The 14698-nt window shown below is 67.4% G+C and carries 13 protein-coding genes; 7 read left to right on the top strand and 6 right to left on the bottom strand.

The window, feature by feature from the left end:
• Positions 1–6: 6 nt before the first annotated feature.
• The 5 genes from pyrR to gshB form a co-directional block, all read right to left on the bottom strand.
• Positions 7–525 (bottom strand): bifunctional pyr operon transcriptional regulator/uracil phosphoribosyltransferase PyrR, encoded by a 519-nt coding sequence (gene pyrR, locus EJA05_RS25995; protein WP_125860773.1) that lies wholly within the window; start codon positions 523–525, stop codon positions 7–9.
• Between the two features lie 51 nt (positions 526–576).
• Positions 577–1002, bottom strand: a complete 426-nt coding sequence (ruvX, locus tag EJA05_RS25990) for a Holliday junction resolvase RuvX (protein ID WP_110994144.1) — start codon at positions 1000–1002, stop codon at positions 577–579.
• Positions 1002–1571 carry a YqgE/AlgH family protein gene (locus EJA05_RS25985; RefSeq protein WP_125465837.1) on the bottom strand — a complete coding sequence of 190 codons (570 nt, stop codon included), beginning with the start codon at positions 1569–1571 and terminating at the stop codon, positions 1002–1004. The genes ruvX and EJA05_RS25985 overlap by 1 nt, the downstream gene beginning before the upstream one ends.
• Positions 1572–1737: 166 nt before the next feature.
• Complete coding sequence (locus EJA05_RS25980; RefSeq protein WP_125465836.1) at positions 1738–2637, bottom strand: energy transducer TonB; 900 nt, start codon at positions 2635–2637, stop codon at positions 1738–1740.
• Positions 2638–2784: 147 nt separating this feature from the next.
• A complete protein-coding gene (gene gshB, locus EJA05_RS25975; RefSeq protein ID WP_125860771.1) occupies positions 2785–3738 on the bottom strand; it encodes a glutathione synthase in 954 nt (317 codons plus the stop codon).
• 243 nt (positions 3739–3981) lie between these two features.
• Here gshB and pilG point away from each other — a divergent pair, with 243 nt between their 5' ends.
• The 7 genes from pilG (at position 3982) to trhA (ending at position 13927) form a co-directional block, all read left to right on the top strand.
• Positions 3982–4383 carry a twitching motility response regulator PilG gene (pilG, locus tag EJA05_RS25970; protein ID WP_110994149.1) on the top strand — a complete coding sequence of 134 codons (402 nt, stop codon included), beginning with the start codon at positions 3982–3984 and terminating at the stop codon, positions 4381–4383.
• Between the two features lie 48 nt (positions 4384–4431).
• Entirely contained in the window at positions 4432–4797 is a 366-nt protein-coding gene (pilH, locus tag EJA05_RS25965) for a twitching motility response regulator PilH (RefSeq protein ID WP_110994150.1), read from the top strand.
• Positions 4794–5348 (top strand): chemotaxis protein CheW, encoded by a 555-nt coding sequence (locus tag EJA05_RS25960; RefSeq protein ID WP_125465834.1) that lies wholly within the window; start codon positions 4794–4796, stop codon positions 5346–5348. Before pilH ends, EJA05_RS25960 begins: the two co-directional genes overlap by 4 nt.
• 48 nt (positions 5349–5396) lie before the next feature.
• Positions 5397–7421 carry a methyl-accepting chemotaxis protein gene (locus EJA05_RS25955; RefSeq protein WP_258705249.1) on the top strand — a complete coding sequence of 675 codons (2025 nt, stop codon included), beginning with the start codon at positions 5397–5399 and terminating at the stop codon, positions 7419–7421.
• 11 nt (positions 7422–7432) lie between these two features.
• On the top strand, positions 7433–12715 hold the full coding sequence (locus EJA05_RS25950) for an Hpt domain-containing protein (protein ID WP_125860769.1): 5283 nt from the start codon (positions 7433–7435) through the stop codon (positions 12713–12715).
• Entirely contained in the window at positions 12708–13181 is a 474-nt protein-coding gene (locus EJA05_RS25945) for a chemotaxis protein CheW (RefSeq protein WP_125860767.1), read from the top strand. Before EJA05_RS25950 ends, EJA05_RS25945 begins: the two co-directional genes overlap by 8 nt.
• A gap of 128 nt (positions 13182–13309) precedes the next feature.
• Positions 13310–13927 carry a PAQR family membrane homeostasis protein TrhA gene (gene trhA / locus EJA05_RS25940; protein WP_110994155.1) on the top strand — a complete coding sequence of 206 codons (618 nt, stop codon included), beginning with the start codon at positions 13310–13312 and terminating at the stop codon, positions 13925–13927.
• Here trhA and EJA05_RS25935 read toward each other — a convergent pair.
• Positions 13924–14643 (bottom strand): 16S rRNA (uracil(1498)-N(3))-methyltransferase, encoded by a 720-nt coding sequence (locus tag EJA05_RS25935; RefSeq protein WP_110994156.1) that lies wholly within the window; start codon positions 14641–14643, stop codon positions 13924–13926. The two genes, trhA and EJA05_RS25935, sit on opposite strands and share 4 nt — an antisense overlap.
• Between the last annotated feature and the right edge of the window lie 55 nt (positions 14644–14698).

The raw sequence follows: 14698 nt of genomic DNA, 5'->3' as shown, positions 1-14698 counted from the left end.
GGACTCTTAAAGGGCGGAAGCGGAAGCGAGGTCCTGGCGCTCGAGGACGAGCGGTGCGGGTCCGGTCAATTTTACCCGTTCATGGGCGGCCAGTGACAGGGTGGCACCGAGCACATTGGGGCGGATCGGCAGTTCGCCGGCATCCAGGTCCAGCAGGCACACCAGCGTCACGCTGGCCGGGCGGCCATAATCGAACAGTTCGTTGAGGGCGGCGCGGATGGTGCGGCCGCTCATCAGCACATCATCCACCAGCACCAGGTGCTGGCCTTCAATCTCGAACGGCAGCTCCGAAGGGCGCACTTGCGGGTGCAGGCCGTTCTGGCTGAAATCGTCGCGGTAGAACGAGACATCCAGGGTGCCCAGCGGGCTCTCGTCGGCCAATGCCTGCTGCAGCGCCTGGGCCACCCATACGCCGCCGGTGCGGATGCCGATGAAGCGTGGCTCGGCGATGGCGCGGCGGGCCAGGTGGGCGCGAAGGTCGACGGCCATCTGCCGGATCAGGTCGGCGGGATTGGGTAGGCTCATTGCGTGCTCCTCGGAAGGCAGGCGCCGGGTAGCTCCGGCGGCAAAGCGGAATTAAACGTTGGCCTCCAGCCAGCCTTGCAGCAGCAGGGCGGCGGCGATGGCGTCGACCGGGTTGTCGCGGTAGCTGCCGTGACGGCCGCCACGGGCCATCTGCTCACCTTTGGCTTCGAAGGTGGTCAGGCGTTCGTCGTGGGTGTGCACCGGCAGGTTGAAACGGCCGTTGAGGCGCCGGGCGAATTTCTCGGCGCGCTCGCTCATCTCGCTGGGGGTGCCGTCCATGTTCAGCGGCAGGCCGACGACGATGGCATCGGGTTTCCATTCCTTGATCAGTTTTTCGACCTGGTTCCAGTCCGGCACGCCGTTCTGTGCCTTGAGCACGCAGAGCTCGCGGGCCTGGCCGGTGATCACCTGGCCGACGGCCACGCCGATCTGTTTGCTACCGTAGTCGAAGCCCAGCAGCAGGCGCAGTTCGGCCATCAGGCGTGCCCCGCCTGGCTGGTGAGCAGGCTCAGATTGATGCCGAGGCTGGCAGCGGCGGCGCCGAGGCGCTGTTCGTTGTCCATGCCGAACAGGATCGCGGGGTCGAACGGGCAGTTGAGCCAGGCGTTGTCGGCCAGCTCCGCTTCCAGCTGGCCGGCTTCCCAGCCGGCATAGCCGAGGGTGATCAGGCTCTTTTTCGGGCCCACGCCGGCGGCGATGGCCAGCAGCACGTCCTGGGAGGTGGTCAGCGACAGGCCTTCCAGGGCCACGGTGGCCTGGAAACTGCACTCATCGCTGTGCAGCACGAAACCACGGTCGGTCTGCACCGGGCCGCCCAGGTAGATGGGCACCTGCAGCGTGCTGGCCGGGGGCGTTTCGTCGGGGCGCAACTGTTCGAGAATGTCGCCCAGGTTCAGCTCCTGCGGGCGGTTGACCACCAGCCCCATGGCGCCGTTGGCGTTGTGCTCGACGATGTAGGTAAGGGTGTGGGCAAAGTTCGGGTCGGCCATGTGCGGCATGGCGATCAGGAACTGGTGCTTGAGGTAGCTGGGGGCGAAAGTTTTCATGAGCGCTAGTGTGGCGCCAGGTGGCGGGGCTGGCAAGGTGCATGGCAGCCTTGAGATGACCCTGTGGGAGCGGGCTTGCCCCGCGATTGCGCCAGGTCAGGCAACGCCGCTTGCGGGGCGGTCCGATCGCGGGGCAAGCCCGCTCCCACAAACTGCCCCTCGAACCTTAGTTGCTCGACAGCTTGTCCCCGCGGGCAAACCGCCAGGTGCGGATGATCTCCAGTCGGTCAAACTCCGCCATGTCCCCGGTAAACGGCGCGAACGGCGCGGCCAGCCGCACGATGCGCTGGGCCGCCTGGTCCAGCACTGGCTGGCCAGACGATTCCAGCACCAGCACTTCATACAGCGAGCCATCGCGGTTGATCGACACCATCAGCCGCAGGCTGCCGTACAACTGCTGGCGCCGTGCCTCGTCGGGGTAGTTGAGGTTGCCGATGCGCTCGACCTTCTTGCGCCACTCTTCCTTGTACCAGGCGCCCTTGTCGCGCATGGTCGAGGCCGCATTCAGGCGATGGATACGCGGGCGTTTGGCGTACAGCTGCTGTTCGTTGGACAGCTCGGCCTCAAGGCTGGCGATCTGGCTGGACAGCTGCGAGCTGTCGAAGTCCGGCACTTTCGCCTCGGCCTTGGGCTGCGGTTTGCTTTCCTTCGGCTTGGGCTCGACCTTCTGCGGTTTCGGTGCCTGGGTGGCGACCGCGGACTTCGATGGCGCGGGCGGCGACTCTACTCTCGCGGCCGGCGGCGGGGTGATCTTGTTGATCTTGCTGTCCTGGAACGGCGCCACCTCGGTGGTCTTGGGTACCGCTTTCTTGTCCAGGGTGCCGCTGCCCTGCTGGTTTTCCTGGGCCTGGAAATCGGCCTTCTCGGGCGCCTTCTCGCTCTTGAAGGTGGCCAGGGTGATGTCCATGGTGTGGCGGATTTCAGCGGGTTTGATCACCGTGAAACCGACGCCCAGGATCAGTGCCAGGTGCACCAGCGCGGCCAGGAACAGGGTAAAGCCGAGCCGATCCACCGGGCGAACGCGGGGTGGCAGCAGGTCAGCGGGGATGTCGGCGGGGAGCGTCATCGGGTATCCAAAGGCAGCTTCGAGTCACAAGCTGCAAGCTTCAAGCAGAGGCGGCTGAGTGCAGGCCTGCTTTTACTTGCGGCTTGCAGCTTGAAGCTTGCGGCTGCGCATCATACCCCACTGTGCGGTGTTGCCACCTGTCCTCGGTCAGCGCGCTTGCAGCTTGCGATCAATGGCATCCATCAGTTTGCCGCCGATATTGGTGTTGAAGGCAGCGTCGATCTCGCGGATGCAGGTCGGGCTGGTCACGTTGATTTCGGTGAGGTGCTCGCCGATCACGTCCAGGCCGACGAACAGCAGGCCCTTCTCGCGCAGGGTTGGGCCAACCTGGGCGGCGATCCAGCGATCGCGGTCGCTCAGCGGGCGGGCTTCGCCACGGCCACCGGCGGCCAGGTTGCCGCGGGTCTCGCCGCTGGCCGGGATGCGCGCCAGGCAGTAGTCCACCGGCTCGCCGTCGATCATCAGGATGCGCTTGTCGCCGTCCTTGATTGCCGGCAGGTAGGCCTGGGCCATGATCTGCTGGGCGCCCAGGGCGGTCAGGGTTTCGAGGATCACCGACAGGTTGGGGTCGCCGACCCGGTGGCGGAAGATCGAGGTGCCGCCCATGCCGTCCAGCGGCTTGAGGATCACGTCGCCATGCTTGGCGGCGAACTCACGGATGATGTCCGGACGGCGGCTGACCAGGGTCGGCGGCGTGCACTGCGGGAACAGCGTGGCGAACAGCTTCTCGTTGCAGTCGCGCAGGCTCTGTGGGCGGTTGACCACCAGCACGCCGTCGGCCTCGGCCTGCTCCAGCAGGTAGGTGCTGTAGACGAACTCCATGTCGAACGGCGGGTCCTTGCGCATCAGGATCACGTCCAGCTCGCTGAGCAGGCTGTCCTGCTCGTCGCCCAGCTCGAACCAGCGCGCCGGGTCGGCAAACACCTTCAACGGGCGCATCCGCGCGCGGGCCTTGCCTTCGCCCTGATACAGGTCGTGCTGTTCCATGTAGAACAGGCTCCAGCCACGCTCCTGGGCGGCCAGCAGCATGGCCAGCGAGCTGTCCTTTTTATAGGAGATGGACGCGATAGGGTCCATGACAATCCCGAGGCGAACGCTCATGGGGTAATTCCTCTTGGCGGCGAGTGGCCGCGATGGCACGAAAAAGTGGCTCAGGGTGGCGCCGGGCGCGCGCCCGGTCAAGGGGGCGGGCAGATGGAATGGCCCTGCGGAGTGTGCTAAAAAGGCTCGATCCAGCTTCAGGCCGCAAGCTATAAGCTACAAGACAGAGGCGCTGCGCAGCGATCTGCTTTTTCTTGTCGTTTGAAGCGTGCAGCTTACCGCTCATTCAATGTGGCGCAATTTATGGAACAACCCCTGAAGGTGATGGTGATCGACGATTCGCGCACGATCCGCCGCACTGCCCAGATGTTGCTCGGCGAGGCGGGCTGCGAGGTGATCACCGCCAGCGATGGTTTCGACGCCCTCGCCAAGATCATCGACCACAAGCCGCGGATCATCTTCGTCGATGTGCTCATGCCACGCCTGGACGGCTACCAGACCTGCGCACTGATCAAGCACAACAGCGCCTACAAGGACACCCCGGTGATTCTGCTTTCTTCCCGCGACGGCCTGTTCGACAAGGCCCGCGGCCGGGTGGTCGGCTCCGACCAGTTCCTGACCAAACCTTTCAGCAAGGAAGAACTGCTCGACGCAATCCGCGCCCATGTGCCCGGTTTCGCCGCGCAGGACCCAATCGCACCCTGACGCCGCCCAGTTGAAGGCGGCGTCTCACGTTCCTCATGGGGAAACAGCATGGCCCGAGTTCTGATTGTCGACGATTCGCCGACCGAGATGTACCGCTTGACCGAGTGGCTGGAAAAACACGGCCACCAGGTGCTCAAGGCCAGCAACGGCGCCGACGGCGTGGCTCTGGCCCGCCAGGAGAAGCCCGATGCGGTGCTGATGGACATCGTCATGCCCGGCATGAACGGCTTCCAGGCCACCCGCCAGCTGAGCAAAGACCCGGAAACCAGCGCCATCCCGGTGATCGTGGTCACCACCAAGGACCAGGAAACCGACCGCATCTGGGCCACCCGCCAGGGCGCCCGCGACTTCCTGACCAAGCCTGTGGAAGAGGACGCGTTGATCGCCAAGCTGGTCGAGGTGCTCGGCGCTTGACCACTCGCCCTCAGGGCGCGGCACTGACCGCCTTCGAGCTGCTGCTGGACATCGATCGGCGTTGCCGCCTGCTGGTGGCCGACCAGCCGCTCCAGGACACCCGCCTGCAGCAGTGGAGCGGCATCGGCTTTCGCATTGCCGGGCAATGGTTCGTCGCGCCCATGGGTGAAATTGCCGAAGTGCTGCGTGAGCCGCGCAGCAGCCGGGTGCCGGGGGTACAGCCCTGGGTATGCGGGGTGGCCAACCTGCGCGGGCGGCTGTTGCCGGTGATGGACCTGAGCGCGTTCTTCGGCTTAGGCCCTGCGGCGGCGGGCAAGCAGCGGCGGGTGCTGGTGCTGGACCACGAAGAGCTGTTCGCCGGGCTGCTGGTGGACGAGGTGGTGGGCCTGCAGCACTTCGCCCTGAGCAGCCTCGAACTGTCGCCGCCGCAGCCTTTGATCCGCGCCGCCGCACCCTTCGTGCAGGGGCATTTCCCCCGTGAGCGCAACTGGGCGATCTTCAGCCCGTTCGCCCTGGCCCAGGCACCGGGCTTTCTCGATGTGGCGTTGTAGAGGACTTTCGACGTGAACAAGCCTGGCCCCTCCGTTTCCCCCGCCGCCGTGGCCCAGCGCCCGCGCAGCAGCGCGCAGATCACCGTGCTGTTCGTGGTGCTGATCCTGTCGATCGTGCTGCTGTTCGCCAACTTCGCCTACCTCAACACCCAGGCCAACCACGACAAGCAGTACATCGGGCATGCCGGCGAGCTGCGCGTGCTGTCCCAGCGCATCGCCAAGAACGCCACCGAAGCGGCAGCCGGCAAGGCCCTGGCATTCCGCCTGCTCAGTGATGCGCGCAACGATTTCGAACGGCGCTGGAGCTACCTGCGCGAGGGCGACAAGGCCACCGGCCTGCCCGCCGCGCCGGCCACAGTGCGCGACGAAATGGACGCGGTGCGCCAGGACTGGGAAAACCTGCGCAAGAACACCGACACCATCCTGGCCAGCGAACAGACCGTGCTGTCGTTGCACCAGGTGGCGGCCACCCTGGCCGAGACCGTGCCGCAGTTGCAGGTCGAGTACGAAAAGGTGGTGGAGATCCTGCTGCAAAGCGGTGCCCCGGCCAGCCAGGTGGCGGTGGCCCAGCGCCAGCTGTTGCTGGCCGAGCGCATTCTCGGCTCGGTCAACACCGTGTTGGCCGGCGACGACAGCTCGGTGCAGGCCGCCGACACCTTCGGCCGCGACGCCAGCCGTTTCGGCCAGGTGCTCGAAGGCATGCTCGCCGGCAACCCGGCGATCCAGGTGACCCGGGTCGAAGACGCCGATGCCCGCGCGCGCCTGGCTGAAATTGCCGAGCTGTTCCAGTTCGTTGCCGGCTCGGTGGACGAAATTCTCGAAACCTCGCCCGAGCTGTTCCGTGTGCGCGAAGCCGCCGGCAACATCTTCAGCCTCTCGCAAACCCTGCTCGACGAGGCCTCGCACCTGGCCAACGGCTTCGAAAACCTGGCCAGCGGGCGCACCCTCGACACCGTCGGCGGCTACGTGCTGGGCCTGCTGGCGCTGGCGTCGATCATCCTCATCGGCCTGGTGATGGTGCGCGCCACCCACCGCCAGCTGCGTGAAACCGCCGAGAAGAACGAACGCAACCAGCAGGCGATCATGCGCCTGCTCGACGAAATCGAAGAGCTGGCCGACGGCGACCTCACCGTCACGGTGGCGGTCACCGAAGACTTCACCGGCGCCATCGCCGACTCGATCAACTACTCGGTCGACCAGCTGCGCGACCTGGTCGCCACCATCAACCACAGCGCCGAGCAGGTCGCCGCCGCCGTGCAGGACACCCAGAACACCGCGCGCCAGCTGGCCAAGGCCTCCGAGCACCAGGCCGCGCAGATCAGCGAGGCCTCCGAGGCGGTGGGCGACATGGTCGAGTCGATCGACCGGGTATCGGCCCACGCCTACGAGTCGGCCAAGGTGGCCGAGCGTTCGGTCGCCATCGCCAACAAGGGCAACGAGGTGGTGCACAACACCATCAACGGCATGGACAACATCCGTGAGCAGATCCAGGACACCGCCAAGCGGATCAAGCGCCTGGGTGAGTCGTCCCAGGAAATCGGCGACATCGTCAGCCTGATCGACGACATTGCCGACCAGACCAACATCCTCGCCCTCAACGCGGCGATCCAGGCCTCGCTGGCCGGCGAGGCCGGGCGCGGCTTTGCCGTGGTCGCCGACGAAGTGCAACGCCTGGCCGAACGTTCGTCGTCGGCCACCCGGCAGATCGAGGCGCTGGTGCGCACCATCCAGGCCGACACCAACGAGGCGGTGATTTCCATGGAGCAGACCACCGCCGAAGTGGTGCGCGGCGCACGCCTGGCGCAGGACGCCGGGGTGGCGCTGGCCGAGATCGAGGGGGTGTCGCAGACCCTGGCCGAACTTATCCACAGCATCTCCGACGCTGCCCAGCTGCAAACTTCGTCCGCCGGGCAGATCTCCCACACCATGGCGGTGATCCAGCAGATCACCGCGCAGACCTCCGCCGGTTCCGGCGCCACCGCCGACAGCATCCGCCACCTGGCGCGCATGGCCAGTGAAATGCGCCGCTCGGTGTCGGGCTTCACCCTGCCGGCCGCGGCCGAGCGCCGCTGATGGAGCAGTCCATGACGTCGGTGGTGGCGAGCAGCGAACGGCACGACACGGTCGCCCTGGCCTGGACCAAGGCGCCCATCCTCGACTGCCTGGGCCAGGCGCGCCAGGCCCTGGAACATTTCACCGGGGCGCCGGACGACCTGTCCAACCTGACTTTCTTCGTCGACAACCTGCACCAGGTGCATGGCTGCCTGCGCATGCTCGAGTTGCCCGGCGCCACGCGCCTGGCCGAAGAGCTGGAACTGCTTGGGCGGGCCATGGCCGAGGGCCAGGTCAGCCCCCGCGGCGAGTGCCTGGGCGCGCTGTTCCGGGGCCTGGAGCAACTGCCGCCGTACCTCGACCGGCTGCGCGGCGCGCGCCACGACCTGCCGCTGGTGGTGATGCCGCTGCTCAACCAGCTGCGCGCCTGCCGGGGCGCCGAGGCGCTGGCCCAGGGCAGCCTGCTGGGTGAGCTCGGCACGCGCCTGGCCGGTGCCGAAGACCTGGCCAACCTCGACCTGTCGCTGGGCAACTGGCGCGAGCACATGCAGGCCGGCGCCGGGCGCGATGCCTTACGCTCGGTGGTCTCGGCCCTGTGCGACGACCTGATGCGCATCAAGGACCAGCTCGACCCCCTGGTCAGTGACGAGCGGCCGCCACGGGCGCCGCTGCAAGCCTTGCTCGCACCGCTGCGCCACGTCGCTGATACCCTGGCGGTGCTGGGCTTCCAGCAGCCACGGCGGGTGATCATCGACCAGGTGCTGGCGTTGCAGGCCCTGGTCGAGCAGGACGACAGCGTGAATGAAGCGGTGCTGATGGATGTGGCCGGGGCGCTGCTGTATGTGGAAGCGACGCTCAACGGCATGGTCGGCCCGCTGGAAGAAAGCCAGCCCGGCAGCCTGCCCGGCTCGGACCTGGCCGAGATCCGCCAGTTGGTACTCCACGAGTCGCTCAACGTCTTGCAGCAGGCCAAGGACCTGATTGGCGACTGCCTCGAGTCGGACTGGTCGCGCCAACGCCTGCAGGCCCTGCCTGGGCTGTTGCAGCAAGTGCGCGGGGCGCTGGCGATGCTGATGCTGCCGGCCGCCGCCGAGGTGTTCGCGGGGGCCGCCGGCTATGTGCAGGGTTGGCTGGTGCACCTGGAGGACGAGCCACTGCCCGACGAGCTGGCGCACCTGGCCGACGCGCTGTGCGCCGCCGAGGCGTACCTGCAATGGCGCGTGGCCGACCCGTTGGCCGATGCGCAACCCTTCATCGAGATGGCCCGCGCCAGCCTGGCTGCACTGGGTGTGCAGTGCCAGGCGCTGGAGCCGTCGGCCAGCAGCGGCCGGGCCGTGGATGGCATCGATGACGAGCTGCGCGACGTATTCCTCGAAGAAGCCGGCGAGCTGCTGCCGGAAATCGAACGTCACTGGCTACGCTGGCGCGCCGACAACAGCCTGCGCGATGCGTTGATCGAAGTGCGGCGCGCCTTGCATACCCTCAAGGGCAGTGGGCGCATGGTCCATGCCGAGGCCGTGGCGGAGCTGGCATGGGGCGCCGAGCACCTGCTCAACCGGGTGCTGGAGGGGCGTATCGCGCTCAGCGCCGAGGGGCTGGTCGCGCTGCAGCAGGTGTTTGTGCGCTTGCCCGACTTGCTGGCCGATTTCGCCGCCAGCCAGTTGCCGGCCAGCGCCGAGATCGAGCAACTGGCCGCCCACCTGCATGCGCTGGCGCTCAACGACGCCGCGCCCGGCGCCAGCATCGACGGGCTCGACCCGCAGCTGTTGGAGATCTTCCGCAACGAGGCCCAGGGCCATTTGGCCGGCCTCGATGCCTTCCTGCACACGGCCAGCGGCGAAGGCACGCCGGTCAGCGACGGCCTGCAGCGCGCACTGCACACGCTCAAGGGTAGTGCGGCCATGGCCGGGGTGATGCCGGTGGCCGAGCTTGCCACCGCGCTCGACCGCCTGGTGCGTGAGTACAAGGGCCACGAACTGCCCCTGCTGCTGGTGGAAATCGAACTGCTGGAAGCGGCCCGGGCCTTGTTCCACCTGGGCCTGGCGCAACTGGGCAGCACGCCGCTGGCGCCGATCACCGGTGCCGCCGCGCTGATCGAACAGGTCGGTCAAACCGTCGATGCACGCCTGGCGCAGTTGCACAGCGACCCCCACCAGGTGCGGCGCAGCCGTCGCGACCCACAGTTGATCGCCGCTTTCCTGGCCGCAGGCATGGACACCTTGCTCGACGCCGAGGCGCAACTGGCGCACTGGCAGCAACAGCCGGCGCTGCGCCAGGCGCTGGACCCTTTGCTGGATGCCATGACCAGCCTCAGCCATGCGGCTCACCAGGCCGAGCTGTGGCAGGTGGATGAAATCTGCGAAGGCTTGCTCGACCTGTATGGCGCGGTGGAAGAGGGCAGCCTGGCGGCCACGCCGAGGTTCTTCGAAGTGGCCGGCCAGGCTCATGAAGTGCTGCTCGATATGCTCGACGAGATCGCCGCCGGGCAGGACCTGAATGCGCGCCCCGAGTGCCTGGCGGCCTTGCGCGGGTTGCTCGACGATGCGCTCGACCCGTCGGTGATGGGCGTGGTCGGTGCCGAGGGGGTGACGCCGCTGCCGGCGCCAGCCTTGGTCGAGCTGTTCCTGGAGGAGGCCGGGGATATCCTCGACAGCGCCAACCAGGCCCTGCAGCAGTGGCAAGGCGAGCCGGGCAACGTCACCGTGCTGTCTTCGCTGCAACATGATGCACTGACCCTCAAGGGCGGGGCGCAGATGGCCGCGATCGGCGCGGTGGAAGTGCTCGCCCAGGAGTTGGCGCTGCTTTACGAAGGGCTGGTGGACCGTCGCCTGGGGGCCAGCGCAGCGCTTTTCGACTTGCTGCGGCGCAGCCACGCGGCCCTGGCCGAGATGCTGCACAGCCTGCGCCAGGGCGAGGCTCCGGTCTCGGCAGTGGCGCTGCTGGGCGAGCTGCGCGAATTTCGCCAGACCGCGCCGCCGCCCAGCCCGGCCGAGCTGCCCGGCACGCCCGAAGAGCAGGCCCAGGCCGCAGGCGACAAAGAGCTGCTGGAAGTCTTCCTCGAAGAGAGCTCCGACATCGTCGAGAGCGCCGCCGATGCCCTGGACCGCTGGCAGGCCGATCCGCGTAGCACGGTCGAGGTGGAGAACCTGCTGCGAGACCTGCACACCCTCAAGGGCGGCGCGCGGATGGTCGAGATCGCCGCCATTGGCGACCTGGCCCATGAACTGGAATTCCTTTACGAGTTGCTGGCCGCCGGCAGGCTGCCGCCGACGCCGGCCTTGTTCAGCCTGCTGCAGAACTGCCACGACCGCCTGGCCCACATGCTCGATGCCGTGCGCCTGGGCCAGCCGCTGCATGCCGCCACGGCGCTGATCGACTACATCCGCAACTTCTCCAGCGCCGCGCTGACCGACAGCGCCGCCGCCGCGCCGCAGGTCGAGGCCACGCCCGCCGAGCTGCCGGCCGCCGCGCCGGAGCGGGCCGGGGACATGATCAAGGTCGATGCCGAGCTGCTCGACGACCTGGGCAACCTGGCCGGTGAGCACACGGTGATTCGCGGGCGCATCGAACAGCAGGTCAACGATGCGCAGTTCGCCCTCAACGAAATGGAGACCACGCTGGAGCGCATGCGCGACCAGCTGCTGCGCCTGGACATCGAAACCCAGGGGCGGATCTCCAGTCGCCAGCAGTTCGAGGGCGACGCCTACGATGATTTCGACCCGCTGGAAATGGACCGCCACTCACAGCTGCAGCAGCTGTCGCGGGCTCTGTTCGAATCGGCGTCGGACCTGCTCGACCTGAAAGAGACCCTGCTGCAGCGCTCCCAGGAAACCCACAGCCTTCTGCAGCAGCAGGCGCGGGTCAACAGCCAGTTGCAGGAAGGCCTGACCGCCACCCTGATGGTGCCGTTCGAACGCCTGGTGCCGCGCTTGCAGCGGGTGGTGCGGCAGGTGGCCAGCGAGCTGGGCAAGCAGGTCGAGCTGGTGGTCGGCAACGCCGAAGGCGAGCTCGACCGCAGTGTGCTGGAGCGCATGGTGGCGCCGCTGGAGCACATGCTGCGCAACGCCGTCGACCACGGCCTGGAAGGCCGCGAGGCACGCCTGGCCGCCGGCAAGCCGGAGCAGGGCACCATCCACCTCAACCTGCTGCATGAAGGCGCCGACATCGTCATCGAAATGAGCGACGACGGCGCCGGGGTGCCGCTGGAAGCGGTGCGCAACAAGGCGATCAAGCGCGGCCTGCTCGACCCCCAGGCGCGCTTGAGCGACCACGAGATCCTGCAATTCATCCTGCGCCCCGGGTTCTCCACGGCCGAAAAGATCACCCAGATTTCCGGACGCGGCCTGGGCATGGACGTGGTCCATGAAGAGGTCAAGCAGCTGGGCGGTTCGATGAGCATCGAGTCCAGCCCGGGCAAGGGCGCGCGTTTTCTCATCCGCCTGCCGTTCACCGTGTCGGTGAACCGGGCGCTGATGGTGCACCTGGGCGATGAGCAGTACGCCATCCCGCTCAATACCATCGAAGGGATAGTGCGGGTGCCGGCCGCAGAGCTCGAGGCCTGCTACCGCCTCGACCCGCCGCGTTACACCTACGCCGGCCACGACTATGCCCTGCGCTATCTCGGCGAGCTGGTGCAGGGCGGTGGCCAGCCCGGGCTGCTGGGCCAGAGCGTGCCGCTGCCGGTGCTGCTCACCCATTCCCAGGAGCAGTCGTTCGCCATCCAGGTCGACAGCCTGTCGCCCAGCCGCGAGATCGTGGTCAAGAGCCTCGGGCCGCAGTTCGCGGCGGTGCCGGGGCTGTCGGGTGCGACGCTGTTGGGCGATGGCCGGGTGGTGCTGATTCTCGACCTGCTGGGCCAGTTGCGCGGCCAGCAACGGCGCCTGGCGCGCCTGCCGGGTGCCGGCGACGGCCAGCGCGCGCTGACCGGGCCTGCACCACGTCGGGCGTTGCTGGTGATGGTGGTGGATGACTCGGTGACCGTGCGCAAGGTCACCAGCCGCCTGCTGGAGCGCCACGGCATGAGTGTGCTGACCGCCAAGGACGGTGTCGATGCCATGGCCCTGCTCGAAGAGCACCGCCCGGATGTGCTGTTGCTGGATATCGAGATGCCGCGCATGGACGGCTTCGAAGTGGCCACGCGCATCCGCCGTGACGAGCGCCTCAAGCAACTGCCGATCATCATGATTACCTCGCGCACGGGGCAGAAGCACCGTGAGCGGGCCATGGCCATCGGCGTCAACGAGTACCTTGGCAAGCCGTACCAGGAGTCGGTCCTGTTGCAGAGCATCGCCCACTGGAGCCAGCACCATGCTTGACCATATCGCCGGGCAGCGCAGCAGCCTGACCGGGCTGTTGCTGCCCCTGGGCGACCGTGCCCTGGTGCTGCCGAACGTGGCGGTGGCCGAATTGATCGGCCACCGCGCCATCGCCTGTGAGCCGGGCGAGCCCGGCTGGCACCTGGGTTGGGTCGACTGGCGCCAGCAGCGCTTGCCGCTGGTCGGTTTCGAGGCCGCCTGCGGTGGGCACACCCCGTGCGGTGAGCGGGCGCGGATCGTCGTGCTCAATGCCCTGGGCGATACCGGGCTGCGTTATCTGGCGCTGCTGCTGCAGGGGATTCCGCGTTCGTGCAAGCTCGACAGCCAGCTCAACTACGTGGATGTGCCGCTGGCCGCGCTGGAGCTGGCGGCGGTGCAGGTGGGCGAGCAAGTGGCGCGGGTGCCGGACCTGGCGGGGCTTGAGCGGATGGTGCGTGACGCGCAATTGCAACCTGGCCTTGGTTAGGATGTAGGCAGTCCCGGCCCTATCGCGGGGCAAGCCCGCTCCCACGCTCGAGAGCAAACCGTGGGAGCGGGCTTGCCCCGCGATGAGGCCGTCAGGAACCCTGCTGGCCCTCGGAGGTCTGTGCTTGCATGTATTACGGTGAACGTTTCAATGCCTGGACCCACCTGGTCGGCGCGGTATTGGCCTGCATCGGCGCGGTGTGGCTGATCGTCGTCGCGGGCCTGCAGGGCGATCCCTGGAAGATCGTCAGCTTCTCCATCTACGGCTTCACCCTGCTGTTGCTCTACAGCATCTCCACCCTCTATCACAGCACCCGCGGCAGGGCGAAGCGGGTCATGCGCAAGCTCGACCATCTGTCGATCTACCTGCTGATCGCCGGCAGCTACACGCCGTTCTGCCTGGTCAGCCTGCGCGGGCCGTGGGGCTGGAGCCTGTTCGGGGTGGTCTGGGGGTTGGCGCTGATCGGCATGCTGCAGGAGATCAAGCCGCGCTCGGAGGCGCGCATCTTGTCGATCGTCATCTACGCGGTGATGGGCTGGATCGTGCTGGTGGCGGTCAAGCCGTTGCTGTACAGCCTGGGTACCGCCGGCTTCACCTGGCTGGCGGCCGGCGGTGTGTTCTACACCGTCGGCATCCTGTTCTTCGCCTTCGACAGCCGGTTCCGGCACTGGCACGGCATCTGGCACCTGTTCGTCATCGCCGGCAGCCTGATGCACTTCGTCGCGGTGTTCTTCTACGTCAGTTAGAAATCGCCCCACAGCTGTTGCGCCACCGACAGCGCCACCACTGGCGCGGTCTCGGTGCGCAGCACGCGTGGGCCGAGGCGGGCGGCGTGGTAGCCGGCGGCCTTGGCCTGCTCGACTTCGGCATCGCTCAGGCCGCCTTCGGGGCCGATCAGGAAGGCCAGGCGTGCGGGCTTGGGGTGGCTGGTCAACGGCTCGGCCACCGGGTGCAGCACCAGCTTGAGGTCGGCCTCGCAGGCCTTGAGCCATTCGGCCAGGGTGAGCGGCGGGTGGATCACCGGCAGGGTCGAGCGGCCGCACTGCTCGCAGGCGCTGATGGCCACCTGGCGCCAGTGGGCCAGGCGTTTGTCGGCGCGCTCGTCCTTCAGGCGTACTTCGCAGCGTTCGCTGACGATCGGGGTGATTTCGTTGGCGCCCAGTTCGGTGGCTTTCTGGATGGCCCAGTCCATGCGCTCGCCACGGGACAGGCCCTGGCCGAGGTGGATGTGCAGGGGCGATTCGGCCTGGCCGGGGAGGGCCTGGTCGAGGCTGACGCGCACGCTTTTCTTGCCGACCTCGAGCAGTTGGCCAAGGTATTCCTGGCCGCTGCCGTCGAACAACTGCACGGCGTCGCCGGCAGCCATGCGCAGCACGCGGCCGATGTAGTGGGCCTGGGCTTCGGGCAGGTCGTGCTCGCCGAGGGCCAGGGGGGCGTCGATGAAGAAGCGGGAGAGTCTCATGGTTCTGCTCGGGAAAAGGTTGTCATAGACCCTGTGGGAGCGGGTTTACCCGCGA

It is taken from the genome of Pseudomonas oryziphila (genome assembly GCF_003940825.1).
Classification (GTDB): Bacteria; Pseudomonadota; Gammaproteobacteria; order Pseudomonadales; family Pseudomonadaceae; genus Aquipseudomonas; species Aquipseudomonas sichuanensis.
This window is presented reverse-complemented; position numbering and strand designations above follow the sequence as displayed.

Coding starts and splice junctions, on each gene's coding strand:
- pilH (WP_110994150.1), top strand. CDS start 4,432: ATGGCCCGAGTTCTGATTGTCGACGATTCGCCGACCGAGATGTACCGC.
- EJA05_RS25980 (WP_125465836.1), bottom strand. CDS start 2,637: ATGACGCTCCCCGCCGACATCCCCGCTGACCTGCTGCCACCCCGCGTT.
- trhA (WP_110994155.1), top strand. CDS start 13,310: ATGTATTACGGTGAACGTTTCAATGCCTGGACCCACCTGGTCGGCGCG.
- EJA05_RS25950 (WP_125860769.1), top strand. CDS start 7,433: ATGACGTCGGTGGTGGCGAGCAGCGAACGGCACGACACGGTCGCCCTG.
- pilG (WP_110994149.1), top strand. CDS start 3,982: ATGGAACAACCCCTGAAGGTGATGGTGATCGACGATTCGCGCACGATC.
- gshB (WP_125860771.1), bottom strand. CDS start 3,738: ATGAGCGTTCGCCTCGGGATTGTCATGGACCCTATCGCGTCCATCTCC.
- EJA05_RS25935 (WP_110994156.1), bottom strand. CDS start 14,643: ATGAGACTCTCCCGCTTCTTCATCGACGCCCCCCTGGCCCTCGGCGAG.
- EJA05_RS25985 (WP_125465837.1), bottom strand. CDS start 1,571: ATGAAAACTTTCGCCCCCAGCTACCTCAAGCACCAGTTCCTGATCGCC.
- EJA05_RS25945 (WP_125860767.1), top strand. CDS start 12,708: ATGCTTGACCATATCGCCGGGCAGCGCAGCAGCCTGACCGGGCTGTTG.
- ruvX (WP_110994144.1), bottom strand. CDS start 1,002: ATGGCCGAACTGCGCCTGCTGCTGGGCTTCGACTACGGTAGCAAACAG.
- pyrR (WP_125860773.1), bottom strand. CDS start 525: ATGAGCCTACCCAATCCCGCCGACCTGATCCGGCAGATGGCCGTCGAC.